The sequence below is a fragment of the Bifidobacterium sp. genome (assembly GCF_022647885.1).
Lineage (GTDB): Bacteria > Actinomycetota > Actinomycetes > Actinomycetales > Bifidobacteriaceae > Bombiscardovia.
In genome coordinates this window covers 47,049-72,136 of record NZ_JALCLM010000001.1, presented here as the reverse complement: position 1 = coordinate 72,136, position 25,088 = coordinate 47,049, and the positions used below count along the sequence as shown (strand labels likewise).

The 25,088-nt window shown below is 45.6% G+C and carries 19 protein-coding genes; 13 read left to right on the top strand and 6 right to left on the bottom strand.

The window, feature by feature from the left end:
* Nucleotides 1–28: 28 nt before the first annotated feature.
* On the bottom strand, nucleotides 29–2,926 hold the full coding sequence (locus tag LKI20_RS00315) for a glycoside hydrolase family 3 protein (protein WP_291768289.1): 2,898 nt from the start codon (nucleotides 2,924–2,926) through the stop codon (nucleotides 29–31).
* 366 nt (nucleotides 2,927–3,292) lie between these two features.
* On the opposite strand from LKI20_RS00315, the gene LKI20_RS00310 reads away from it, so the two are divergent.
* The 4 genes from LKI20_RS00310 (at nucleotide 3,293) to LKI20_RS00295 (ending at nucleotide 8,444) form a co-directional block, all read left to right on the top strand.
* Entirely contained in the window at nucleotides 3,293–5,737 is a 2,445-nt protein-coding gene (locus tag LKI20_RS00310; RefSeq protein ID WP_291773271.1) for a glycoside hydrolase family 3 C-terminal domain-containing protein, read from the top strand.
* The gene (locus LKI20_RS00305; protein ID WP_291768286.1) at nucleotides 5,730–6,326 is read left to right on the top strand and encodes a GtrA family protein; all 597 of its coding nucleotides are present in this window, start codon (nucleotides 5,730–5,732) and stop codon (nucleotides 6,324–6,326) included. The genes LKI20_RS00310 and LKI20_RS00305 overlap by 8 nt, the downstream gene beginning before the upstream one ends.
* Nucleotides 6,327–6,405: 79 nt before the next feature.
* Nucleotides 6,406–7,125: a LytR/AlgR family response regulator transcription factor gene (locus LKI20_RS00300; RefSeq protein WP_291768284.1), complete on the top strand. Its 720-nt coding sequence runs from the start codon at nucleotides 6,406–6,408 to the stop codon at nucleotides 7,123–7,125.
* Nucleotides 7,122–8,444 carry a sensor histidine kinase gene (locus LKI20_RS00295; protein ID WP_291768283.1) on the top strand — a complete coding sequence of 441 codons (1,323 nt, stop codon included), beginning with the start codon at nucleotides 7,122–7,124 and terminating at the stop codon, nucleotides 8,442–8,444. The genes LKI20_RS00300 and LKI20_RS00295 overlap by 4 nt, the downstream gene beginning before the upstream one ends.
* 9 nt (nucleotides 8,445–8,453) lie before the next feature.
* On the opposite strand, the gene LKI20_RS00290 is transcribed toward LKI20_RS00295, so the two are convergent.
* The 3 genes from LKI20_RS00290 to LKI20_RS00280 all read right to left on the bottom strand — a co-directional run bounded on the left by LKI20_RS00290 (nucleotide 8,454) and on the right by LKI20_RS00280 (nucleotide 12,749).
* The gene (locus LKI20_RS00290; RefSeq protein ID WP_434734923.1) at nucleotides 8,454–9,485 is read right to left on the bottom strand and encodes a glycosyltransferase family 2 protein; all 1,032 of its coding nucleotides are present in this window, start codon (nucleotides 9,483–9,485) and stop codon (nucleotides 8,454–8,456) included.
* A gap of 480 nt (nucleotides 9,486–9,965) precedes the next feature.
* Nucleotides 9,966–10,550, bottom strand: a complete 585-nt coding sequence (locus tag LKI20_RS00285; RefSeq protein WP_291768232.1) for a DUF1349 domain-containing protein — start codon at nucleotides 10,548–10,550, stop codon at nucleotides 9,966–9,968.
* A 924-nt stretch (nucleotides 10,551–11,474) separates the two neighbouring features.
* Nucleotides 11,475–12,749 (bottom strand): MFS transporter, encoded by a 1,275-nt coding sequence (locus LKI20_RS00280; RefSeq protein WP_291768230.1) that lies wholly within the window; start codon nucleotides 12,747–12,749, stop codon nucleotides 11,475–11,477.
* Nucleotides 12,750–13,225: 476 nt separating this feature from the next.
* Here LKI20_RS00280 and LKI20_RS00275 point away from each other — a divergent pair, with 476 nt between their 5' ends.
* Entirely contained in the window at nucleotides 13,226–14,140 is a 915-nt protein-coding gene (locus LKI20_RS00275; RefSeq protein WP_291768227.1) for a glycosyltransferase family 2 protein, read from the top strand.
* 95 nt (nucleotides 14,141–14,235) lie between these two features.
* Nucleotides 14,236–14,817 carry a GNAT family N-acetyltransferase gene (locus LKI20_RS00270; RefSeq protein WP_291768224.1) on the top strand — a complete coding sequence of 194 codons (582 nt, stop codon included), beginning with the start codon at nucleotides 14,236–14,238 and terminating at the stop codon, nucleotides 14,815–14,817.
* A gap of 133 nt (nucleotides 14,818–14,950) precedes the next feature.
* Here the strand turns inward: LKI20_RS00270 and LKI20_RS00265 are convergent, their stop codons facing one another.
* On the bottom strand, nucleotides 14,951–15,751 hold the full coding sequence (locus LKI20_RS00265) for a YaaA family protein (RefSeq protein ID WP_291768221.1): 801 nt from the start codon (nucleotides 15,749–15,751) through the stop codon (nucleotides 14,951–14,953).
* Nucleotides 15,752–16,064: 313 nt separating this feature from the next.
* Nucleotides 16,065–17,438 carry a right-handed parallel beta-helix repeat-containing protein gene (locus LKI20_RS00260; RefSeq protein ID WP_291768218.1) on the bottom strand — a complete coding sequence of 458 codons (1,374 nt, stop codon included), beginning with the start codon at nucleotides 17,436–17,438 and terminating at the stop codon, nucleotides 16,065–16,067.
* 311 nt (nucleotides 17,439–17,749) lie between these two features.
* Here LKI20_RS00260 and LKI20_RS00255 point away from each other — a divergent pair, with 311 nt between their 5' ends.
* The 7 genes from LKI20_RS00255 to LKI20_RS00225 all read left to right on the top strand — a co-directional run bounded on the left by LKI20_RS00255 (nucleotide 17,750) and on the right by LKI20_RS00225 (nucleotide 24,923).
* Nucleotides 17,750–19,186 carry an ABC transporter substrate-binding protein gene (locus tag LKI20_RS00255; protein WP_291768215.1) on the top strand — a complete coding sequence of 479 codons (1,437 nt, stop codon included), beginning with the start codon at nucleotides 17,750–17,752 and terminating at the stop codon, nucleotides 19,184–19,186.
* Between the two features lie 75 nt (nucleotides 19,187–19,261).
* Nucleotides 19,262–20,200: a carbohydrate ABC transporter permease gene (locus tag LKI20_RS00250; protein ID WP_291768212.1), complete on the top strand. Its 939-nt coding sequence runs from the start codon at nucleotides 19,262–19,264 to the stop codon at nucleotides 20,198–20,200.
* A 4-nt stretch (nucleotides 20,201–20,204) separates the two neighbouring features.
* Nucleotides 20,205–21,059, top strand: a complete 855-nt coding sequence (locus LKI20_RS00245; RefSeq protein WP_291768209.1) for a carbohydrate ABC transporter permease — start codon at nucleotides 20,205–20,207, stop codon at nucleotides 21,057–21,059.
* 31 nt (nucleotides 21,060–21,090) lie between these two features.
* On the top strand, nucleotides 21,091–22,581 hold the full coding sequence (locus tag LKI20_RS00240; RefSeq protein ID WP_291768206.1) for a glycoside hydrolase family 32 protein: 1,491 nt from the start codon (nucleotides 21,091–21,093) through the stop codon (nucleotides 22,579–22,581).
* A gap of 176 nt (nucleotides 22,582–22,757) precedes the next feature.
* Nucleotides 22,758–23,780, top strand: coding sequence for a LacI family DNA-binding transcriptional regulator (locus LKI20_RS00235; protein ID WP_291768203.1), 1,023 nt, complete (start codon nucleotides 22,758–22,760; stop codon nucleotides 23,778–23,780).
* 90 nt (nucleotides 23,781–23,870) lie between these two features.
* Entirely contained in the window at nucleotides 23,871–24,485 is a 615-nt protein-coding gene (locus tag LKI20_RS00230) for a dihydrofolate reductase family protein (RefSeq protein ID WP_291768200.1), read from the top strand.
* Nucleotides 24,486–24,923 carry a hypothetical protein gene (locus LKI20_RS00225; protein ID WP_291768197.1) on the top strand — a complete coding sequence of 146 codons (438 nt, stop codon included), beginning with the start codon at nucleotides 24,486–24,488 and terminating at the stop codon, nucleotides 24,921–24,923.
* Nucleotides 24,924–25,088: the final 165 nt, after the last annotated feature.

Below are 25,088 nucleotides of genomic sequence, written 5' to 3'. Positions count from 1 at the left end.
CAGACAGCGTTCCTCGACAGACTGTCATTTACTGAGCGGCTGCTTGAGTTTGCTGTGGTTGCTCCTTGCGCTGTTTGATAAGTTTTAGAGTGGTGTATCCCGCGCCCGCCAGAACAATCAGAGCTACGAGAGCAGTCCCTGCGTATGTGAGCATTCGCCATGGTGGAGTAACTCTAACAATTTTCCCGTCAGAAGTGAGACCGTTCATAGCATTACTTCGAGAAATAGCGAAAGCTATATTCTTCGCTGCTCGGCGTATGTTTTGCTGTCGAGCCTCAGATAAATTGGATTCGTCAAACTTCCAGAGGCTAGCGTCAGTGTTGAGCCAAAGATCTGTTCCTGCTGCTAAGCCTTGTGCTCTGTCTTCATAGGCAAATACAGCAAAGGATGCCTGATCGGTAACTACTGCTCCTTGGAATCCCCATTCGTCTCTGAGAGTGGACGTCATTAACCCTGCGTCAGCGCCTGACCACAGTGCGCCGATACGGTTCATGCTGGCCATCATGCCAAGAGCTTTTCCATCTCTGACAGCTGTTTCAAATGGAGCAAGATACACTTGTCTGATTGATTGCTCATTGGCAAAAATGGATATACCTATACGGTTGGTTTCTTGGTCGTTGAGCGCAAAATGCTTCACAAATGGCAATACGCCTTTCTCCTGTGCGCCTTTGACTGTGGCAGCACCGATGCCTCCCGATAAGAAAGCATCCTCTGAATAATATTCAAAATTTCTTCCGCTATATGGAGATCGGTGGATATTCATTGACGGCGCATACCAACCTGTGACACCTAGAGCAAGGCTATCTTCCCCGATTGCATTGCCAAAGTCTTCACTGAGTTGATCATTCCATGTAGATGCTAGAACAATCGCTGGTGCATAGCCCTGTCCACTAGCACCGCCAACTAGCGTGTCAGAGATTCCAGCAGGTCCATCTTTGTCGGTTGTAGCGGGGAGCCCGATGCTTTCAAGCTCTTTGGTGGCGTATCCTCCCATTCTTACCAACTCATCAAGGTCTTCAATCGACGCTTGATTCATCAAAGTGTCCCATAGTGAGCTGTCGAAATCTTCATCTCGTAATGCGGCAACAGTAAGAGTGTCATTAGCGTCGCCCTGAGAAGAAGTGGATTCGGATGATGATGATGCTTCATCATCACTGGAAATTTCGAGAGCTTTGAGGAATTCCTGCGGTGCATTCCACTTACCGTTGGCATACACTGTCGGCCAAGTACCTTCCCAATCTTGACGACTGAGATATTTGAATGTGCTGTCGTAAGTGCTGATATCTGCATTAGTAAACTGATTGGAAATAGCATTACCGGTGGCTAGCGATTTGCTATATGTGCTGTCGTCTTGCTCATTCTGGGTGTACTTACTGGTGAAGGATGCATTGCCGTTGGCATCCATACCATCAGCAGTAGTTTTTCCTTTGGCGGCGAGTACATTATTCACAGCGTCATGTGCGTTGTGCCCAGCTGTGAGGTAGTAATCACCACTGTCGACGATATATGTTTGTTTGCCTTGTGAATCATAGCTTTTCATGAGTTCTTTAGGGACAGTCACTGTTACGGTTTGTGATTCGCCTGCCTTCAGATTTTTCGTTTTGCTATAGCCAACAAGTTGTACTGAAGGTTTCTCGATACCATTGCTTTGGTCATAAGCGGTGTATGGCTGCTGCATATAAATTTGAACAGTATCTTTGCCAGCAGTATCCCCGCTATTTTCCACGTTTACAGAGACCTTGAAATTGTCGTCCTGCTCGTCGACGGTGTAATCAGACCACTTGAACTCTGTATAGGATTCGCCATATCCAAAGGGGAATTGGACTGTTTTGGTGTAGTCATATGACGATGATGAATCGTTGCCCAGCACCACATCTTCGTATCGAGTCTCATAATATAAATAGCCGACGTAAATGCCTTCACCATAAACCATATAGGTGTTGCCATTTTCGACCTGCGAATTGCTAATGGAGTATGAGCCGAAATTTTCTATGCTTGGCGCGCTTTTTGAGTCATATGCATAAGTGTCGACGAGCGATCCAGAAGGGTTTGATGCTCCGGTTAACAGCTTGCCGACAGCGTTTGAACCCTCTTGCCCGAGTGATCCAATCCACAAGGCTGCTTGAATTGGGTAATCGTTAAGAAAGCCTGATTCTATTGGTGTGGATGTGTTCAGCAGCACAATGACTTTGTCGAACTCGCTAGTAGCTAAGGACAGTGTATCTTTTTCATCCTTGGTGAGTTGAAGATAGGTGTTGCCCTGAGCATCTGCGGTGGTGCTGATATCGCTAGATTCTCCGCCGGAACGTCCTATAACAACAATTGCGGCATCTGCATACTGTGAAAAACTGTCTTTTACCTGTTGCGTATATGCAGATACGGGTACTTCATTGACTTCGAAGCTACCTTGACCATACACATCAGGAGTTTTTTTCCGGTACTCTTTGCCAGCTCCATTTGTGTAAAAATCGCTTAATGTTGGGTTAAGAGTGAGCCCTGCATTCTTGAGTCCAGCTTCAAGTGATACAGATTTAGTGAGGTCAATTGAACCTGCCCCACCACCGCCATAAATTGAGTCTACAGAATCCTGTCCAAAAACGCTTACTCTGGCACTCTTTGCTAGTGGCAGACCGTTGTCGTTCTTGAGAAGTGTGGCACCTTCTGCAGATATTTGTTGACCGATTTTTTTGAGATACGCTTCACGTTCTTCATCTGTCGAGAAGCTGCTCTTAAAATACTCGCTATCACTGGTGTCACCAGAATTTTGTATTTGATATGTTTTTTGATTGAAGTATACGGAGATGAGGTCCGAATACTTATTTGCATAGAGATTGCCGATAATCAATCCGACGATCACAGCAACACTGACAATGTAGGCTATCACTGCAATTGGCAGTGGGAGGCGTCTATTCTTTCTTGTTGACATGTCGAACCGTTCTCCATTCCTTCGCAAAGCGCAGCAGTGCGCATTCACCGTCTCTTACGGTTAATTGTCGCGTAATATCCCGCACCTCTCCGTGTGGGCTGCTTACAGTTCATCAGGATTATCTGCTTCAGGTTAAGGTATATGCCTAAACTGTCAATTTCTGAGCATGAATTGTCAAAGTTTCTGTTTGAGGCGATGGGCTTTGGCTGTTGCACAGAGCGCTAACCATTTATGTCGCCAAAATGACAGGTTGTGAGGATGAACATGTAGCCGTTGAATTTTCTGATTGAATCGCTGTCATGGTGCTTGTGCGCAATGCTGCGCGAGGCTTTCGGTCGAGTTGATACCAAAGAGGTTTGGAGAACTATGAAGATTGAGGATTTACCACTTGTACAAAAGGCGGCATTACTCTCTGGTGCTTCTGAATGGGATTCTCGCGGAAATGATAGCGCAGGGATATCAAGCTTTGTGATGAGCGATGGCCCTCATGGTGTACGGCGTCAGCTGGGTTCAGGGGATCATTTGGGCCTCGGCGAATCTGTCCCTGCAACGTGTTTTCCTACTGCAAGCATTTTGGCGAATTCTTGGGATCCTGAACTTGCAGAGGAAATGGGGAAGGCGCTGGGCGAAGAAGCTCGTGAGCTTGGAGTCAATGTGTTGTTGGGCCCTGGACTCAATATCAAGCGTGATCCCTTGTGTGGGCGGAACTTTGAATATTTCTCTGAAGACCCAATAGTCACAGGTCGTATGGGTGCTGGTCTTATTCGGGGCATACAGAGTGTTGGAGTATCAGCATGCCCGAAGCATTTCGCTGTTAATAGTCAAGAGACCCGTCGCCAGGCTTCAAATTCAGTAGTTGATGAGCGCACCATGCGTGAACTGTATTTGACTGCTTTTGAAATAGCAGTTCGGGAGGCTTCGCCCTGGAGCATAATGACTTCCTACAACATGATTAATGGAGTGTATGCGCACGAAAATTCGCATCTGTTACAAGATATTCTTCGTCAAGAGTGGGGTTTTGACGGGATGGTCGTCTCGGATTGGGGTGGTTCGAATTCTGCCACTGCAGCCGTGAGAGCTGGCGGATCTTTGGAAATGCCTTCCCCTGGTTATACTTCCGTGCACGAACTTGTGAAGTCTGTTCAGTCAGGAAGATTGGACGAATCGCATCTTGACCAACGGGTACATGAGGTTGCCGGCCTTGCAGCGCGTACCACAATTCCTCAACGTAGTGAAGGTACACAGCTTGAAACTCATACGGCTCAAGCGCATCATATGCTGGCAGGAAAAGTTGCGGAGCGATCATTCGTACTGTTGAAGAATCAAGCAAGGAACGAGCACAGCGCTACCTTGCCATTGACATCTGATAATCGAATCGCTCTTATTGGAGACTTTGCGAAGAATCCCCGCTTCCAAGGCACTGGTTCCTCGAAGGTCAACCCAGCAGTAGAAGAAAATCTCCTTGAGGAATGTTCAAAATCCTCCGATATTGCATTGTCGGGGTATGCACAGGGGTACACGCGTCAAGGAATATCGAGCCCAGAGTTAATACAACAGGCAGTCGATCTGCTTTCTGCTGAATCAAGTGATATGGCTGTGGTTGTTGTGGGGCTTGACGAGCGTCATGAATCGGAAGGGCTTGATCGTAGTACCATGTCTCTTCCACAGGCACAAAATGATTTATTGGCAGCATTGGCACAAGTATGTAAACCGATAATTGTTGTCCTGGTATCAGGCTCACCTGTGGAGTTACCTTGGGCTGATGAAGTGGATGCGCTGCTCTATGTAGGGCTCTCGGGTCAAGCGAGTGCTTCTGCAATAGTTAAAGTTCTTAGCGGCGCTGTTAATCCAGCGGGACATCTTGCGGAAAGTTGGCCTATCCAATACGCCGATTGCCCAACTTCGGATTGGTATCCATCATCTCAGCGTGATGCAATCTATCAGGAAGGTCCTTTCGTTGGTTATCGGTATTATCACAGTGCTGATATTCCGGTGCGTTTCCCCTTTGGCTTCGGATTGAGCTATTCTCATTTCTCATTTTCTGACTTTGCAGCGGATGAACAAGGCGTGCATTTTACAGTGCACAACGATTCAGATGTTGATGGTTCCTGCGTTGCTCAACTGTATGTACAAAGTGCCGAGAATGGTGTGTTACACCCAAAGCGAGAGCTGAAAGGTTTTGTGAGAATCCCTTTGCGCGCACATGAACAGGTTCAGGCACGTATCGATTTTGACCGTTACACCTTCAGACATTTTGATTGCAAGGATCACGAGTGGCATATCGAAACAGGACGCAGACAGCTACTGCTGGCGCAGCATAGTAACGATATTGGGCTACAGACAGATATTGACATTGACGGTGATGTTCGTCCTGCGCCAGCTAACGCTGAACTGGGAGCGTATTTGCTGGGGCAAGTCAAGGATGTGAATGATGCAGAGATTGCTGCTTTATTTGGGCAGCCAGTACGCAGAGCTGCTGCTCCTACAGTCTTTACTGTTAATGATCCCATTGCATCGTGGCAAGATTCTCCCTCGTTCTTAGTTCGTGCTGTAATCAAATTCTTGCAAAGGAATGAGCGAAATGCTCGAGAGAAAACTGGAGCGCCTGACCTCAATGCCTTGTTTGTACTTAATATGCCCCCAAGAGTGATGTGCAAGATGACTCGTGGCCAGATTGATTCCGCAATGGTCGATGCTGTAGTACGAATTGCCAACGGACATCTAGTAGGTGGACTGACCGCATTTGTGACCGGATATTTCCGTAACCGCACAGCTTGCTCAAAGATTGCAAAGGAGCTATCGCATGAGTGAACCACGTAAACCAGATACGTCTTTGACTTCCTCAAGTGATGAGCGTGCAAGCTCAGGGCGGCTTCGAGGTTGGATTGACAGACATCCGAATATTTGGGAGTTTATTCTCTTTAATGTCCTTTCCAATATTTCCACCATTACCAGATTTTTGATGACATGGGTAGGCACCGCAATTTTTGTCTCAACATTGCATCTGACTGCGCCTTTTAGCTTTCTTATATTCAATTATGATTCAGAAGGATCACATGGTATTGGTGGTTTTCTTACCTTTTTCTTGGCTGAAGTACTAGCACAAGTGGTTAATTTTATTGTGCAGAAAAAGTGGGTGTTCAAATCTGCATCAAACTTTTCTCAGGCCGCATGGAAATACGCTGTTCTTGCTGTCATTGTTGTTGTGGTCAATTTGGTGCTGCCTGGTTATGTGACTGCGCTATGCATCGGGTGGGGACTGAATGCAGGCTTGGCAGCTACTCTTGCCTCAGTGGTAAATACTGTGCTAGCAGTAGTCGTCAGCTATCCCTTGTTGAAGTTTTGGATTATGGCTGCCGTTACAGCACCGACTGAGGGTGAAAAGGAATCTAAACACTGATTGCTGAGGTGGCGGTTGGGTGCGGTAGATGAGGATAGGGATATAATATTCGCACTGCTCAGAGAAGTTGGGATATGACATGAGAAGCATTCGCGTAGGCGTTGTTGAAGATGATGCAGCCTCAAGAGCAATAGTTCTTGAGTATCTCAAACGTTATACGCAAGAATGCGATGTGCAATTCGCTACTGCCGTATTTGAATCTGGTACCTCCTTTATTAATCAATATTCACCGGTGTATGACGTGTTGCTGTTAGACATTGAGATGCCTGGCTTAAATGGTATGGAAATTGCTCGTGAGGTTCGTGAAAGTGATGAAAGCGTCATTATTGTTTTCATCACTGCAGCTCCGCAGTATGCCATTAGTGGCTATCAGGTTCAAGCGCTCTCATATTTGCTGAAGCCTGTCCCTTGGTTTGCCTTCAAACAAGAAATGAAACGTTCAATCGATATGATTCAGCAGCGTGGTGGCGAGTCCATGCTGGTAGAGACTCGGGCGCAGCAATTACGTTTGGAACTTTCCAACGTAGTGTTCCTTGAGTCAATTAGGCACACCATCGTTATCCACACTCTCGACGGTAAGTTATCAATAACCAGCACGCTTAAGGAGCTTGAAACTCAACTTGCACAACAGGGTTTCTTCCGATCTAATGCATGCTATCTCGTTAATTTACGGCATGTGCAGGCCATTGAAGATCAGGAGTGCATTATGTCCAACGGTGAGCACCTTCGAGTGAGTAGACCAAGAAAGAAAATGTTCCTCGCTGCATTGGCTGATTTTCTTGGTGCTGCATCACGATGAATACTACTATTACCAATGCTCTGCCCGATATTCCTAGAATATATACTGCCCTGAGCGAGTGGCTTGCCTGCATAGTGTATCTGGCTGTGATATATCGACGGCAGCCGTTGAAGCGCACGATTATTGTTGCAGGCATCGGATTGCCAATGATGGTAGCGATTCAATACGCTGGCGGTGTTATGCCGAAAGCCTTGTGGATTTTGGGAATGCTGTTAGCAATCGCTGGCATGCAGGCTATCCTTTATCTCGCTGGTGGACTCGGCGGAAGAGAATCGATGTACTTGACCGCACGCGCATTTGTGCTGGCTGAGTTGATTGCATCGTTGCACTGGCAATTGGTGACTTTTCTTGGAGTTGGGTGGCAAGATGAAGAGGGACGTTTTTGGTCAGTTTTCATGTTGCTAGGCACGTACGCGGTATGTTTTTCACTTGCTTGGCGTGTAGAAAGGCGCAACTTCAGCCAACAATCGTCGTTGGTTACTAGTCGCGCGACAATTATTGCCACAACGGGTATCACGATAGTGACTTTTGCGATGAGTAACTTGAGTTTTGTGTCAACAAACACCCCATTTTCTGGGACTGTTGGGCAAGAAGTATTTTATATACGCACGCTTGTAGATTTTTGTGGTTTTGCGATTTTGTATGCGCAACAAGAGCAGTCGCGTAGAATCGCCGCGAGTGCAGAATTAAACTCAATAAATGCGCAGCTGACCAGTCAGCATCAAGAATATTTACAATCTAAGTCAAATATTGAAACTCTGGGACGTATGACACATGATTTGAAACATCAAATCACCGCTTTACGCGCGCAGGTTGATCCGGAGCAAAGAGCTGAAGGTTTCGAACAATTAGAGGCAGCAGTTCAACAATATGGGGCACAGCAGCACTCAGGGAATCCTGTACTCGATGTCATCTTGACTAGTAAAACTAGCATCTGTATCAATCGTGGGATTAGATTAATGGCAGTTGCGGATGGCAAGTTATTGGATGCTATGTCCTCTATGGATATTGCTACCTTGTTTGGAAACGCATTGGATAATGCTATTGAGGCGACGTCGAAGTTGGCTGATAGTGATAGTCGATTAATTAAGCTCGCACTATATGCGAAAAACCGTTTTGTGGTGATCCGAATTGAGAATTATTTTGATTCGAGATTGAAAACTGATGTAGAAGGTAATTTTCGGACTACGAAACAAGACGGTGCGAATCATGGTTTTGGCATGAAATCCATAAGGCACGTTGCCAGACAATATGGCGGTGAAATATCTGTACGTACCGAGGATCACTGGTTTGTGTTAACTATTCTGCTGCCTCAGTAGTTGCTTGAGCTAATTAAAGCCAATTGCTGCTTCAGCAATTTTGTACCCACAGCGTACCGCCAGTCTGCCTGTCTGACCTGGGATATTGATGAGACGGCATAATGTCGATGCACGTACGTCTGCAGCTATGGTGGAAGACTGTCGCTCCAGTTGTTTCCACAGGTGTTGTTCCATGACGTAGTTTTCTTGCTTTTTTGACAAGATAAGAAATGTTGAAGTTACGACGCAGTTGATTGACAGGTAATGAATCATGTATCGATACAGGCCCGACGGGATTCTGTCTGCTTCCGGTGTAATCAGTGTCATGATTCGATTCACACGAAGCAACTGATCTACTCGAGAAACCATGGTTTTTGTTTCCACAGACTGGCCATGTCGTCCTGTGAAATATCGATAGAAATCGGTATCGAGATATAGCAGGGTTGAAGCGAAGGGGAGTGGCTGATACGAATAGATGAAATCGACATAAAAAGTGTGCGAAGGTAAGCTCACCCCTGACTGTCTCAACACTGAGGTTTTGAAAATCAGAGCGTGCATGATGAGATATTGGTGTGCGCGGAATTCGCCGATCTCGTCCCAAGAAAGTCTCATATCTGGTGTCATGACATTATCGAAACGCACAGTATGTTTGAATCGTCTATGTTGTTTCTCATACACGTAATTAGTGACCACTATGTCAATAGGTGCGTCGCTAGAGCACTGCTGTCGCAAAGTCGAAAGCACAGTGGATAGGGAATCACCATTTACCCAGTCGTCGGCATCAATGACTTTGACGTATGCACCACTTACGTTATTGAGTCCAGTATTAATTGCACCACCGTGACCTTGATTTGTCTGGTGGATCACTTTCACAGTCTTGGGGTATCTGCTCGCAAAGTCGTCAGCTATGAGTCCGGTGATATCCGTGGAGCCATCATCAACGATGATGATCTCGATATCATCTGCTTGAGGCAGTATCAGAGACGATAGGCATCTTTCCAGATAGGAACTCACATTGTACGCAGGGACAATGAATGATAACGTCACGCCGTCAGAGGGCACATGGGATGCTAATACGCTGGTCATCTGTTTTATCCTCGCTCACTGGTGGTGACTGAGTGCACACAATAATCTCATACCATGCTCATCCCTCGGGTATTTCCGCCGGATGTATCCGGTGTAAGGCCATGCTGATATGAGGTATCTTGATGCCAGTGTGCCTGTCTTTCCTGTACGCGGGGTGTGTACTATCTCAAAAATTCGTTGATTGAGAGCTTTAGCTGCCAGAGCAGTTATATGAGGCTGATTATTAACAGCTAGTGCTGATAGTGGTAACAATCTTAGGCACGGTTCCACTGAACATTTATGTGGCGCTCGCCAAGTATTGATGGTTCTCCTTTTCATACCATGACCCCTTCGTCCGATGTGAATCTATTATCAGTCCTCTTGAGAATCACAGTGACAAATATGCATAATATGTCTTTTCTCATGCATGGATGGTCTGTTATGTGCCGGCGTTCTTATGTATTAGACCAATGCATCTCAGTCATGGAGGGAAATGTCAGCAGCGGTGGTGCGCCATGACAGAAAGTCGATAGTGAACCCTGCACGAGTGGGTGCACATATGTATGGCCCTGCCTCAACGCCCTCTCTGTCGTCAAAGGGAATGACTCTGACTAGTCGGAACGCTTCATCATCTGCTTTTGCACGGAGAGTGATGGCATTATTGGACCAGCTGGCTCGTATGGTGATGATGCGGTGATTCCACTCTGGTGTGGGTGAAACCGACCAATCAGAACGGTTGTCAGTGACCACAGCGCCAAGTTGAAGTACGCCATCCGACTGTTCTAATCCTGCTTTTATCCAGTGCGATTTGTCGGCGAGAATAAATAATCCTGCCTGGTCGAATTGCTGCGACATGTTTGTAGCAAAGGTGATTTCCATGGCGCTGCTAGTAAGAAAAGGTCTGACCAGTGCGTGCTCTGAGTCATGGATGAATCCGTAGGAGGTAGTTCGCCAAGCATCTGAGCCTTCGTTGGCAGTGACGCGTAATGATGAACCGAATTCTTCTGAGGCTGCAGGGCTATGAGTCCAGCGGCCTTCATTCCAAGAAATTGCTTCACTCACGGTACTCATCCCTTTCGAGAGCAGCGGCAGGATTATAGGAAAACAACATGAAATGTCAGTAGCGTTGTCGTTTATACCTGTGTTTGCTCCTATGCAGACAGTATTACTTCCCCATATAACAAATTGTACGTACGTACAATACTATAACCATACGCATGTCTGCCTATTCAATATAAAACTGGAAGTGCGGCGAAATAGATGAGCACTGCCATAAGAGATACACCCAAATCGAGTACATTGGAGAAGAAGAATCTCATCATTGCGGCGTGCTTGTCGGTGGTCGTGCAGTTGAACGATGCATTGTATGGATCTTTCACCGAGTGTGCTTGAGATAGTAGTCATTCTTTTGCTGATGCTCCGCGAACAGTCGGCTCTCAAGAGGACGCCGCCAAAGTTGTTTCTGCGTTTATTCTCAGTGGTCGACAGTGAGGAAATGAGACTTCTGTACTTACTCATCAGTTGTATACTCTGGCGGCATGAGACGAGCGATTTATGGATATTACTCAGCAGTGGATGTGCGGTAATAGGTCTGCACTGGTCTCTCAATGGTGCTCAGGACAAGATAACATTACGATTCCAATCTGGACAGTGGTTTGAGGCCCAAGATGCTGTAGTTACCACTGGGTAGTTTCTTCGGACATGTCGAGTTAGGTATCGGAAGGATTCGACTGATCTTTTGACGCAGATCCATACGTCCTGCTCATTTTCGGTGCCATCCGACGATAGTGGGGTGGTTGAGGCCAAGAAAAATATCTGGAGTCTGGAACAGCATAATCTGTTGAAGAGGTCATATTCCGTTGACTTCGAATGGTCTAGGCCGGACGGTACCGCCGCCCTCAGGTCGAGGGTGGTGGATGGTGATTTATATGTGCTCGTACTCTGATATAACTCGAACCCTGTTATGTTCATTCGTAGGGGACTCAGTCAGCCTCTTTCTGCAGAAGTGAACATGATCCATAGGGCCACGGGGAGTGCCAAGAGACCGGCGCCAATGTACACCCATTCAATGGGAATGAGATCCGCAAGCGGTCCGATGATAGACAGCCCCAGAGGAAGTGACAATGTTCGGACTGCGTTGAGTAATCCGAATACTCGCCCCAGCATTGACGCTTCAACCGTTTCCTGAATCAGCGTGGATGCGGGCGCCAGCAGCAGTGGGGCGACAAACCCCGTAACAGTGTAGGACAGCGCGAATATCCAGACGGAATCAACCATGCTAGATGCTGAAAATCCCATCAATATGTTGGCGGAGGCCAGACCGGACATAGCGACTCCCATTGAAGTGAAGCGACGATGGAATCCTCCCCACACGGTCATAATCAGTCCTCCGGCTATTGCGCCAACTCCATACATCAACTCAAGCAATGCGAGCTTATCGGTCGCGGTTCGCAGTGTCATCCATGCTAGATTCAGGGATTCATTCGTGAAATTTCGGTTTACAAAGATCGGGTTCATGCCGATAGGTGCAACACACAGAATGAAACATATGGCAAACACCACCATAGTTCTTCCAACGATTGGATGATGTCTGCAATATGTTAAACCCTCACGTATATCCGACATTATGGAGGGACGCTGAACTTTCCGGTCCCCGGCATTGATTAGGGGTGCCGGCGCTTCGCGGATAAGCAGCAGCAGACTGATGCCTACCAGTGCGGTTATAGCATCGACGATAAGGATGGACTGCATGCGGAAGGTGCCGATGAGCGCCGCACTCAGAACGGGAGCAAGTATCGTTATTCCTGACTGGAGTATGCCATTAATGGAATTCACTCTCATGAGATGTGATGTGGGGGTAAGGCTCGGAAGATACGAGTCCACTGCCGGCGATTGAACCCCAGCGGCCAATGATCTGACAAATAGTACTGTGTAGACGAGCATCACCGAAGCATGGTTTGTGGCGTATCCCACCGCGAGGCCTATTGAAAACATAGCGGTGACCATATCTGGGATATTGATAAGTGCCCCGCGAGGGAAACGGTCGGCCAGCCACCCACCGAATATCGACATCAATGCCTGTGGAACATTGGCAAATGCGAATCCTAACATGGCCACGATTCCGGAATTTGTACGAATAGCTAAATCCCAAGTAATTGCATATTGAACAAGACTTGAACCAAAAATTGAAATGAACTGGCCTGACAGGAGAAATGAAGTGTTTCGTCTCCAACCTGTTTTGGGCAGCATGAGTTTCTTCATGAATAGTGTTTTCCTCTGGAATAATGAAATAGTACGTTAACGTTGCGTTGAAGCCCTCAGCCATCGTGCTATGACGATTAAGTGAGGGGCACAGGAACAAATCAGATTGACGTTCTCATTAGATATAGGAAAACACGTATGGAATAGCGGCTCATGGTGATACATCTACACATATGAGCCCTTCCCCGTAGATAATTCACAAGCAAGACTACGCACGACTTAGGACAAAGTCATATTCCGAACCGTATCAATAGTGATCTCCCCGCAATAAATTCGAAGCGAGAAGAGATGATATATGACCCTCATGCAGGATGGTCTCGCCACATCCTCTAGCTTGCACATGCTCTCTCTAGACCTCTTGGATTGCTGACGATCAGGCGGTGAAAGGAGTGATGTGATGGGAGCAGTTAGCTTGGAAAATTCAGCCTTGCATTCGGTGAGATGTTGCCGCTGCCAATTCTAGGTAGGATGTTGTTATGAGCGATGATGCCAGTGATATCACTGTAGTAATTCCATGTTGTAATCAAGCCGATTATATAGTCGAGGCGGTCGACTCAGTACGCGCACAGACGCTTCAGGCTTCAAATATCATCATCGTTGATGACGGTTCACATGACAAGAAGACGATTCGTGTGCTAGATGAATTGGCAAACGGTGGTGTGCGGGTTATTCATCAGAGTAATCGTGGGGTTTGCGCTGCGCGGAACACTGGTATCAGAGCATCAACAAGTACTTTTGTAGCCTTGCTTGATGGTGATGACCGATTCAGACCGCAATTCTTGGAGAAAGCCGTAGAGTTGTTCAATCAAGATGATGATGTTATTGCAGTGTCTTCTTGGCTGAGAACTTTTGGGGTGCTTGAGTCTACGGTCAAACCATTAGGTGGGGGTATCAGCGCATTTTTAGCGCGTAATAATTGTCCTGCGGCGTGTATGCTTCGACGCAACCTCGCACTTGCTGTGGGCGGATATGACGAGGAGATGCAAGAGGGATTTGAAGATTGGGATTTCTACCTGACGCTCTTAGAATATGCTGAGCAAATCGGGTCACCATCCAGTCATATTGACATCATCCCTCAGACGCTGATTGAATATCGAACGACCCCGAATTCGTCGAATATTGCCAGTATGAACAAGCGACTCGAACTCATGCGACTCATAATTTGCAAACACGCACAGAGTTACCATATGCATCTCTGCGATGCCATTCTTGGGGTTGAAACTATCTCCATGCAGCGGCTGGAATTGTGGGAAAGCACCGTGCGTACTCATCCGGAGCTTCTTGCGAAGAAAACTCTGAGCCGATCCTTTATGCAAGAACCTAGTTATGGTGACGGTGGTATGGCTGCGGCAGTCCGCCTGCGATCCAGCAGTGAAGTTTCATCTCAATGAGCGTTTTCAACAGCTAACGTGTAAACCTTCTAGAGCCCGTTGAAATAATGCCATGTGTTAGCTAAGACATTTCCCGAAAGTGGTAGTTTGTGTGCATGGAAGGTATCTTCACAAGGCCGGCAACAGTTGGTCGATGGCACGACCTTCAAGATGTGCTCAACGGTGGCGGTGACGGTAAGAGCTGTCAGTGTATGTGGCCGGTGATGCAAGGGGCTAGGTGGCGTGAGTGTTCCGTTGAGGAACGTAAATCGGCTTTGCATGATGAGATCGCATCAGGGCCAGCTCCAGGAATAATCGCTTATGTTGGCGATATCCCTGCTGGATGGGTGCGAGTAGGTCCACGTCCGCACCAACGACGTTTGCAACGGTCGAGAATCGTGAAGGCGGGTTCAAAAGAGCCCTTCGAGGAGACAAGCGTTTGGGCGATTACGTGTTTCTCAATACGTAGGGAATACAGGAGAAAAGGACTCACTGCAATACTGATTCGGGCGGCGGTGGAGTATGCGAAGGATGGCCATGCAAGAAGCATCGAAGCCTACCCAATTGATAATCGGGAGGCAAAAGTGTCAAATGCTAGTCTTTTTGTAGGAACTGCCACTACTTTTCTGGATCAAGGTTTTACGATAGTGTCTCACCCCACACCAACTCGGATTGTGGTATCAATGGCCTGCGAATGAGCGCGAAGAATCCCAGAATATCGTATATATTGACGTAAATATATTGACCTCATATTCGTGTGGGTTGTTCAAGATGTGCGGTGCCTCACCGGTGTCCTCATGCAAAGCATTGATGGTTTACCGTGTCCCGACTTTAGTCGAGTCTCAAGGTGATGTGATGGCGAGAACCGTTGTGTGTAATCTCGACATGACCGAGTGTGTGGGCGACTTGTGCCACATCGATATTCGTTTTGTGCTTGTCAGTTCTGGTAAGTGTGCTGTTGCGTTCTTGCTGCGTTATGTGCTCAGCATCGAGTAATGCTCGCGTCAGTAATCCCCGATAGTGTTTGGCAGCATGAGTGATGACTTTGCCGCGTGAATCCAGCACGCGTAGATCCCACCATTGCCCCCATGTAGCGGTGACCTGATACCCACCAGAACGCATATCAACCGTCGTTATTGTGTCGCTGTCAATATGCTTACTGGCGATGTCGAAGTGCTGCTTGTTAGTATCCGTTCGATTGAAGCCTGCCTTTGCTAATTCACGTCGCCAGAATGTTTTGAGACTACCGATCCTCGGTAATGAGGTATTCATCGACAGACGGTAGGCGGGGATAAGATCTTCGGCTGTAGTGACGCCAAATAAGCCTGAGAAAATCATCACGTCGTCATTGCTATGTAGTTGTGCTGCCTGATAGAGCACGCCGGTGTATATTTCCCGCGCTGGGGCGCAGGGCATATCGATGATGTCGCGTTGGGCTACGACCTCTGGCATGATGCGTTTGCCTACTTTGAGGATTTCTGCGGCGTCATCCCTGGCGGATACTTCAATCAGGGCTTCTAACACTTGCCGTCGTGCAGCAGTGAGTTCAGGGTATGACAGCTGCTGAAGATTAAGCACAGGGCCAGAGCTTGGGAACGTTTTGCCTTCGGAAGGTGGAAGTAAAATACGCACGCCGTTCATTCTATAGGCAGATTGGGTTGTCAGCTCAAGAGTGATTGTGTGAGGAGCGGAATATACATGCATATATGTTTCAATGTGACTCGGCTGTGTTATGTTGCTGCTATGACAGCGGATTATGAGCCTCAGCGTGTTGGCACCGAGGCTTTAGGATGTGAGTTGGGCGCAACCTGAAAAGCATTTTCCTTACCTTTCGTAACAGTGCAGTATTGGGATGTCTGTGTGCGCATATGGATATTTGCAACACCTTGCGCACACGAATTCATGAGACTTTAGTTAAGATTGTAATTTCAGCTGTGTGGGCACTCTATTCTTCAAAAGAGGGTATTGCGCGAAAAACGTTGTGTTTTCTGTCAAGGATGGCCTGGTTTTCCGTTGCACTATCGAGAACAATATTGTGTGTGGAATCTGAATCTATCAAAATGTTGATAGTTGCAATACTCTCGGCAAATCGGTTCGAAAGAACGGCTTCAACTTGAGTTGAGAAGCAGGAATCCGTGTTATCTGGCAGCGACGTGGCATCCGACTGAGTTTGAGCATGTTCCGTCATGGCAACAATGTGGTTAGTGGCAACGTAGTTTGAGCCTCCTGATGAAATTCTAATGATTACAGGTTGGATTCCTATCGGATGGATATTTTCAGTGTCAATAATTTCTGAAATATGATTGGCAATGATGGAGTTGTTGCTGCCGTGTATTCGGATAAGTCCATAATCATCATCTTTCCCGTTGTTATATAACTTCATGGGGAGCCAAGGTTCGAAGGCTCGGTAGATATGATTTGAGCTGATAAGATTTTCTGAGCTTCCGTCGCTGAGTTCAATAGCTCCTGGGTAAAAAGAGTGGAAGCGATTTCCTGTGACGGATGATCTTGCAACGCCACTAAAATAGATGGTGCTTGCTCCTCTAGGGAATATATTGTTTGAAGTGATTAATAGGCCCCCAAAGTTCTGTGCATATATAGAGTACCCTCGGTACCCAGCGCCGATGAGATTGTCGGTTATTTTTGAGGCTTGTCCTGATTCTCGTAATTCAATACAGTTATTGCATTCAGCTATGAAATTGTCGTGAATACTGAGTGCATCAGCATTGTAGATTGTGATCGCATGCTCAAGATAAACAAAACCCATACCAACGATACGGAAAGAGTCTTGAGCGCTCTCGATATAGATTCCTGTTTTAGCATTGAGGTACGAGTTTTCTGGATCAAGAGCATTTTGGCCGTTATTAGTGAAATGAACGCCGTCTATACAAAAGTTTGAGAATTCAACTGAACTAATTCTTGGGCTTCCTTCACGTGCAACTCGGAAAGCAGCACCTGATGCTTCGTTGTTTAATGAAGAATTATCTAGATTGTTGATAATCCGACTTCCTCCTGGCCAGATATCATGGAAATTTGCTAGCTCATTGTCAGGAGTATTGAATCGTATGCTTGATGAAATAAACCCGTGCCCCGAACCTCGTATTGTTAGGTAGCTAATATCGATGAGCACTTGGGTCCTCAGATGATAGTCTCCTGGGGGTATAACAATAACTGCACCAGGTTTGCCGTCTTCACCGGATGAAACGTCTGCTTGGTGATTCTTGACATCTGCAATAATGCTGTTGATTACTTCTCCAATATCAACGTGTGGGTTTCCTATGGGCCATTGGGTTATGTCATAGTAATTTTCTGAGACCATCTCGTCCTCCTTGATGCTGATGTCTTGCTCGGCATTACATGTTTACCGGGATTCGCCAGCTCTATTGATTCTTTACTATGTTTCTGCGATGAAGCAAAGTATAAGAGCTATTTAGATTAACCGATGAACATGTATGCATATCACAGAGATATTATATACCAATAAAAGAAATATTACTGTTGTAGCAAAGAAATATCATTCGGGATTATGTAATATGTTAATCGGTTGACATATTTTTTAAACTGGGATATTCTTGACCATGTTGTTGCTGGGTTCGTTCATCTCGACAATGCAGTGAGATGAACAAGAGAGTGCAGATTTGTGGCAGTGTAAGAGAAAAGAGTTTTACAAAACTACACATAGTCGTGAGTCTTAAAAACATTTGTTCGCCATTCAAGCTGTGCATAGAGCAGACACTCAAGTCGCAACATACAACTCAATACGCATCGTTTCTTGTTACTGAGAAAGGTTCAAAGATGAAACATAAGATGCAAACACTGATATCAGTGGTTGTTACAGCTGCTGCTGTGCTTTCGCTCGCTGCGTGTGGTAGTTCGAGTGCAGAAAGCAAAACTCTTAGTATTCTCGTAGAGGGCGGCGGCCCTGCAGAAAAAGTTGCTCGTAGTAACGCTGCAGAGTTCGAAAAAGAAACAGGCTACAAAATTAACATCGACACTTCTCCTTACTCGGGTTTGTACGATAAGTTGAAGGCAGAAACAGACTCAAGCAAGGCAACTCATGACTTAGCCGTCATTGACGTGTTGTGGTTCCCTGCTCTCGCTAAAGGTCTCTCATCGGTTGACGGTGTGCTTTCAAGCAGTGAAGAAAGTGATCTTATGCCACAGCTAAAAGAGGGTGGCACTATCGACGGGAAATTATTAGGAATACCGACTTGGACTAATGCCAAAATTCTTCTCTATAGAAAAGATCTCTTTGAAAATGAAGCTAATAAAACAGCTTTTAAAGAGCAATACGGCTATGATCTTAAAGTTCCAACGACTTGGGCAGAGTATCGGGATACAGCAAAATTCTTTACAAAAGACGATATGTATGGGACTGCCATCATCGGTCAGACGGGTGCTGATTCCGTAACAGGTTGGCTCGAATTTGCAACGCAAGCTGGCGCAAACAATCTGGTATTGGGTAAGGGTAACAAGCCCAACCTCGGTGATAAAGCATACTCACAAGCACTTGATTACATGCGCGATCTTGTTAAAGATGGGTCAATACCAGCTGACTACCTCTCATTGGGCACAAGCGAAATTTCAAATATGTTCAATCAAGGAAAAATTGCTATGCAGCTAACTTGGGCTCACTTCTACCTGTCTTCCGCAGAAGAACTAGGCGATAAGGTTGGCGCTGCACCAATGATTGCAGGATCAGCGGGGGTTGGGGCCATTCCTGGACCTTGGTATGAAGTAGTAATGAAGAATTCAAAAAAGCAGGATATTGCTAAGAAATACTTGGAGTTTATGTATGGGAAGAACGAAGGGTATATGGAGACACTTGGTGTTGCTGCGAGAAAGAGTGTTTTTGCAAAGTATGAAGACAATGCTAAATATGCTCATGTAAAAGCATTGGAAACAACACTAGCTGCGAAACAAACGCAGAATCGTCCTGCAACGAAAATGTGGACTGAAATAGAAACTGAAATTCTGTCTCCACTTGTTCAGAATTCGCTTAAGGGCGCGAATACAAAGGATGAATTGAGCAAAGCACAACAGTCGATAGAAGATTTGTTGGGTTAGCAATTCTTAAGGGGCACTCACTAATCAGTGATCTGAAATTGTTGTGCCCCTTATTGATTTTTTCAAGGAATAAACATGATTATAAATCTACACAGGAAAGATAATTTTTCTCATACTGTTCCCAAGAAACGACGGATGCTGAGCTCAACGATAGAAAGGAAAACTCTAGGTTTTTTCTTCCTACCTGCCGGTTTATTCATGGTTGCTTTTCTCTTATTTCCTTTGCTCAAATTGGTTTATGATAGCTTCTTCGCTGTCGGGGATAACTATGAAGGGCGTACATTTATTGGGTTTGCGAATTATATAAAAGCGTTTACTTCGCAACAATTTCAATCAGGTTCACTCCATACCTTGGTATATGTCGTGGTTGCCGTAGGTTTAGAGACTGTTTTAGGTCTTGTGCTTGCAGTAATTCTTACAAATAAGTACCGAGGATTTAAGGCGATTCGGACCTTTTTGCTTTCCCCACTGATGATTGCTCCTCTTGTGGCTGGTCTTGTCTGGAAATTCATGTTGAGCAGCCAATTTGGAATCGTGAATGTATTGCTTGTCAAAGTAGGCATCATCCAATCAACAGATAGTATTTTGTGGCTTGCAGATTCTAGGTTCTCGTTATTAGCGTGCATTATCGCGGACGTCTGGCTAACCACACCATTCATGATGCTCATGTTTCTCGCCGGAATTCAGTCGATTCCAGAAAGCCTGTATGAATCTGCTGCTGTCGAAGGTGCGAATAAGTGGCAAATAATCACTAAAATAATTCTGCCCAGTATCAAGGGCGTGCTATTTAGCACATTAGTGATCAGAGTTATTGATGCTGCTAGAACTTTCGATATTATCTGGGCAATGACTCAGGGGGGTCCACAAGGATCGTCTGAATTATTGAGTGTCCAGATTTATAAAATGCTTCAGCGCTATGGGGATGTGGGATACGCCAGTGCTATGGCTGTTATTTTCATCATTGTGTTAATAGGTCTCACGCTTTTTGCGCAGCACAAGCAGAATAGGGATTAGTATTATGTTCCACGAACGGTTTGGTCGTAATAAGAGCGACAATTTCTGGATGATAGCAATGTATGTGCTTGCAGGAATATTTCTGCTAGCTTTCGTTTTTCCATATTTGTATATGCTGTTTTCCTCGTTTAAACCATCGAACGAGGTCATATCGGTAAATCCAACGTTCTTTCCTGAGAGATGGTCGTTAGAGAATTATCGCAGCGTCTTCCAAACGTCAGATATTGGCACAAATTTTGCAAACAGTTTTATTGCAGCCTTGGTTAGTACCATAATTTGTCTACTTCTTGGGTCCTTGGCTTCATATGCAATATCACGTACTGCAGTCTCACGATTTAGCAATTTTTTGTTGGTGTTGGTGCTGTGTCTAAAAATGATTCCTATGTCGAGCATCGTAGTTCCAATATACGGTTTGGTGCAGCAATTTGGATTTTATGACTATCTGCCGGTGCTATGTATTGTTTATGCGGGTGTCAATATGCCTTTTGTGCTGTGGATGATGATTAGTTTCTTTAAGGAAGTCCCAGTTGAACTTGATGAAGCTGCTGCTGTGGATGGTGCAGGGCCACTAAAATCGTTCATTCGAGTCATCCTTCCCGTGGTTACTCCAAGTTTGATTTCTACAGGAATTTTCACATTCCTCTTGGCTTGGAACGACTTCCTTGTAGCGCTGTTGCTTACTAGTAGCGATGCCAAAACGGTTCCAGTCGCACTCTCTGAGTTCTTGACTTCATATAATCTTGATCTTGGTCCAATGACGGGTGCCGCGGTACTCTTCTCCTTCCCCGTAATAATTATTTCCTTCTTCCTTCAACGGTATTTAGTATCCGGAATGCTTGCGGGATCCGTTAAGGGATAGTTAGAAAGAATCAACAAGAGAGGGAACTCTTATGTCTCAAAACCTCATGCATGCCTCCATCGAAGAGGCACAAAAGTTCATTGACCGGCACGTAACCACGGTCGCTCAAGCAGGTATGCGTCAGCGTTACCATTTCATGGGTCAATGCGGATGGATTAACGACCCGAATGGATTGATTTATTTTAGAGGAGAATATCATCTCTTCTTCCAATTCAATCCCTTCAGCGGGTTTTGGGGCAAAATGTATTGGGGACATGCAGTCAGTACGGATCTTGTCCATTGGAAGTACCTGCCTGTAGCTTTAGCGCCGAGCGAATTCTACGATGACCATGAGCAGGGTGGATGTTTTTCAGGTTCTGCAATTGAAAAAGATGGGAAGCTCTATCTGCTGTATACAGGTTGTTCTAATCAAGGTACAGGGTTACGTCAAACACAAAATGTTGCAATGAGTGATGATGGTATTCATTTTACGAAGTATGCTGGCAATCCTGTAATTGTGCCACCAAGTGATGTCCCTCAGGACTGCTTTAGGGATCCTAAAGTGTGGGAGCATGAGGGCACTTATTACCTAGTGTGTGGCGCACAGCGTGAAGGCCATGCTCAGGCATTGTTATATTGCTCTCGGGATTTGCTGCACTGGGAGTATAAGAATGTTTTGTTCGAGTCTAGGGGAGAATGGGGCAATATGTGGGAGTGCCCAGATTTCTTCCAACTTGGCACGAAGTGGGTTTTGCTATGTTCTCCAATCGGGGCTGGGGAGAGAAAAGTTGTGTATTTTGTTGGTGATTTTGACTACACCACAGGAAAGTTCGTGAGCCATACAAATGATGAAATAGATTGGGGCCTAGATTTTTATGCCCCACAAACCTTTTTAGCTCAAGACAACCGTAGAATCATGGTCGGTTGGGCTAATGAGTGGCAGTGGATGAAGGACTGGAAGGATTGGGGTCCAACATATCAAGAAGGTTGGTGTGGTTCGTTTGGTGTCCCCAGAGAAATAGAGATTCGCGATGACGGGAGATTGAGTTTCGTTCCAGTGAGTGAACTGCAAAGTCTGAGAGGTGATAGGCGTTCGGTCTCCGAGTTGCATGTTACGCAGAATCAAGTGGTAGACATTCAAGCGGGTGACGGTGTCTCGTTTGAAATGTCATTGGTGATTGACATGCTCCGGACTCGAGCATCCTCAATTGAGCTGTCACTCAGAAAAGGTGAGGGCAAACAAACTACTTGTACTGTTGATTTGGCACACGGTTTAGTACTGGTCGATAGGAATAATGCCGATGGATGGAGCCAAGGAATTTCAAAAAGTCCTCTTAATGTGTTCGGTAAACATCAGTTAGATGTTCATATGTATTCGGATCAGAGTTCGTTAGAGATATTTATCGATGAGTTCACAAACGTTCATTCGCTGAATATTTTTGCGCCTTCATCGCAGAATAGAATCGAAATCAAGGCTATTGGGGGAGAAGCAGTGCTGAAGCATGTTCTCAGTTTTGGAATGCAAGAGCCTCGCGGGGAATAACGCTGATAGTAATGGACGCGACAGTGAAACTGTAAGTGTTCTTTGAAAGAACATAATGAATAAGAAATACATCAAGGCAATAAGACATCATCGTATAAACTTGCGTTGGAATAGGCAAAGAAGTTTATAACGGCTTTACCGCACTGATTTGTCTTGACACTGCGAAGGAATGTGTGATGGCCACCATAACAGATGTTGCAGAACTCGCGAAGGTTTCTAAGAACACCGTTTCGCGTTACCTCAATAATCGAGGTTATATATCTCAACAGACGCGTGACAACATTCAACAGGCCATTGATTTTCTCCATTACCGGCCGAACCAGATAGCACGTAGCTTGTATAGCAATAAGACAAATATCGTTGGTTTGGTTATTCCAGATGTTACACAGCCATTCTTCGCCAAAATGGCCTCATTAATTGAAGACGAGCTCGATAAGAATGGCTATCGGATGATCCTATGTAATACGATGCATTCTTCAGTTAAAGAGCAAAAATATATCGATTTGCTGATTGGCAATAAAGTTGATGGAATAATTATCGGAAGTCACTCGGTGGATATTAACTACAAAGACATCGATGCTCCCATTGTCGCTCTTGACCGCTGGCTCGCGGATGATATTCCTGTTGTGAGTGCCAATCACACACAAGGTGGAATACTCGCTGCTCAGGCGATGATGGAGAGGAACTGCAAAAATGTTGTTCAACTTGTTGCAAATTCTAAAGTTCTTTCTCCCTCTTCTCAACGACATCAGGTTTTTGCCGAGCAGATGAAGGCAAATGGTATTCGCTGTTTAACATACGAGCTCAAACTCAATCAGTTCGAGTTTCAAACATATCTTGAAACTGCTGATGACTTCTTTAACGAGAACCCTGAAGTTGATGGTATCTTTGCCTCTGATTTGGTTGCTTTAGCTTTTCAAAAGAAAGCTCTTGAACGAGGTATACAAATACCGCAAGATTTATTTCTTTTCGGTTATGACGGATCGTTCATTTATCAAACTGCATATCCGGAGCTCCCAACAGTAGTGCAGCCGTATAAGGAATTATCTGAAACTATTGTTCATGTGCTAGTTGAAAAAATGAGTGGTAAACAGCTCTCAAGGCTATCGTATACTTTGCCGGTGAAGCTTTCGAAAGATGAGCAAATCAAAAGCGAGCCAAACTTCGAGCCGCGCCTTCTTACATCCTTTCCCGATTAGACATACAGCACTATCATGTGGCAGGACGAGTGTTGCTACCTATGCATCGCAGCACTCGGTGATTCACGGCGGTCACTATATGATTATTTTATGAAGACATATTTCTATACTGCTTCAAGTCTTGACGGATTTCTTGCAACATCGGAACACAGTCTAGATTGGCTGTTTGCGCAAGACTTTGCTGAAGATGGACCGATGTCATATACCTCATTTATTCGCTCAATTGGGGCTCTGGTGATGGGGAGTTCTACATATCGGTGGTTGCTCGACCACCAAACAACCTGGGAATATGACTTACCAACATGGGTCTTTTCTCACAAGGAAATGCGCGTTCCTGAAGGTGCGAATATTCATCTCGTTCAAGGCAATATAAGTGACCATTTCACCGATATAGTAACGAGTGCAGAAGAGTATGCAGATAATACTCCTGTGGAAACTGTTGGAACAGTTGAGCAGAACACCACTCAACAGGGTCGAAGAAACAACGTATGGGTTATGGGTGGCGGAGACTTAGCTGGGCAATTTGCTGATGTGGGATTACTTGATGAAATCTGGATACAGTTTGCTCCTGTGACATTAGGTTCAGGGCAACAGTTATTACCGAGGAAGATACAGCTGCAACTACTCGAAACAGCTGTGAATAATGACTTTGTTTGTACTCGATATCAAGTGACCAGAGATGGTGTGGAGAAATGGGGCCAGTAAATGAATACCATTGTTTTGCAAACGGACGAGGGTGCTTATGCGGACGACGAGATAACGAGTGCGTTGTTCCAAAACTTGTTGGATAGGCTATATCGTAACGATATCGACTTCATGGTTCTGCAACCGAACCAGCCAATACAAGAGAGTTCCTATCTACAAGTGCTGGGTGCTTTTGCGGTGGAAATTCGAATGCTTGTTGCAGATGGGTCTTTCATTCAATATTCCTATATCAGCGACAACAAGGACGAAGTCTTGTCAATATTCCTAGATTATTGGGAACGAGGTGAATTACCAGACTTGAATCATTGGAAAGACATCACTGGATCATTAACAAAACCGACGCCCCTGAGTATTGTTACCAAGATACGGAAGCTATTGCGGACTAAGAGAGTGCCTAGCCAAGTCCCAATCGACGATCCCGCTCTTGACAAGAGCTGACGGTCTTCATCCGATGAAGACTAAGCGTATGTGCAATACCTACCTGTGGAGAAACACTTCTAATTTATTCGCATCGGACTTATATGTGGGTACAGTGAGCGTTGCATCAGATGTGCATGTGTTGCCTTGAATGATTGAATGTCCTTGGTGCACTTCAGCATTGAT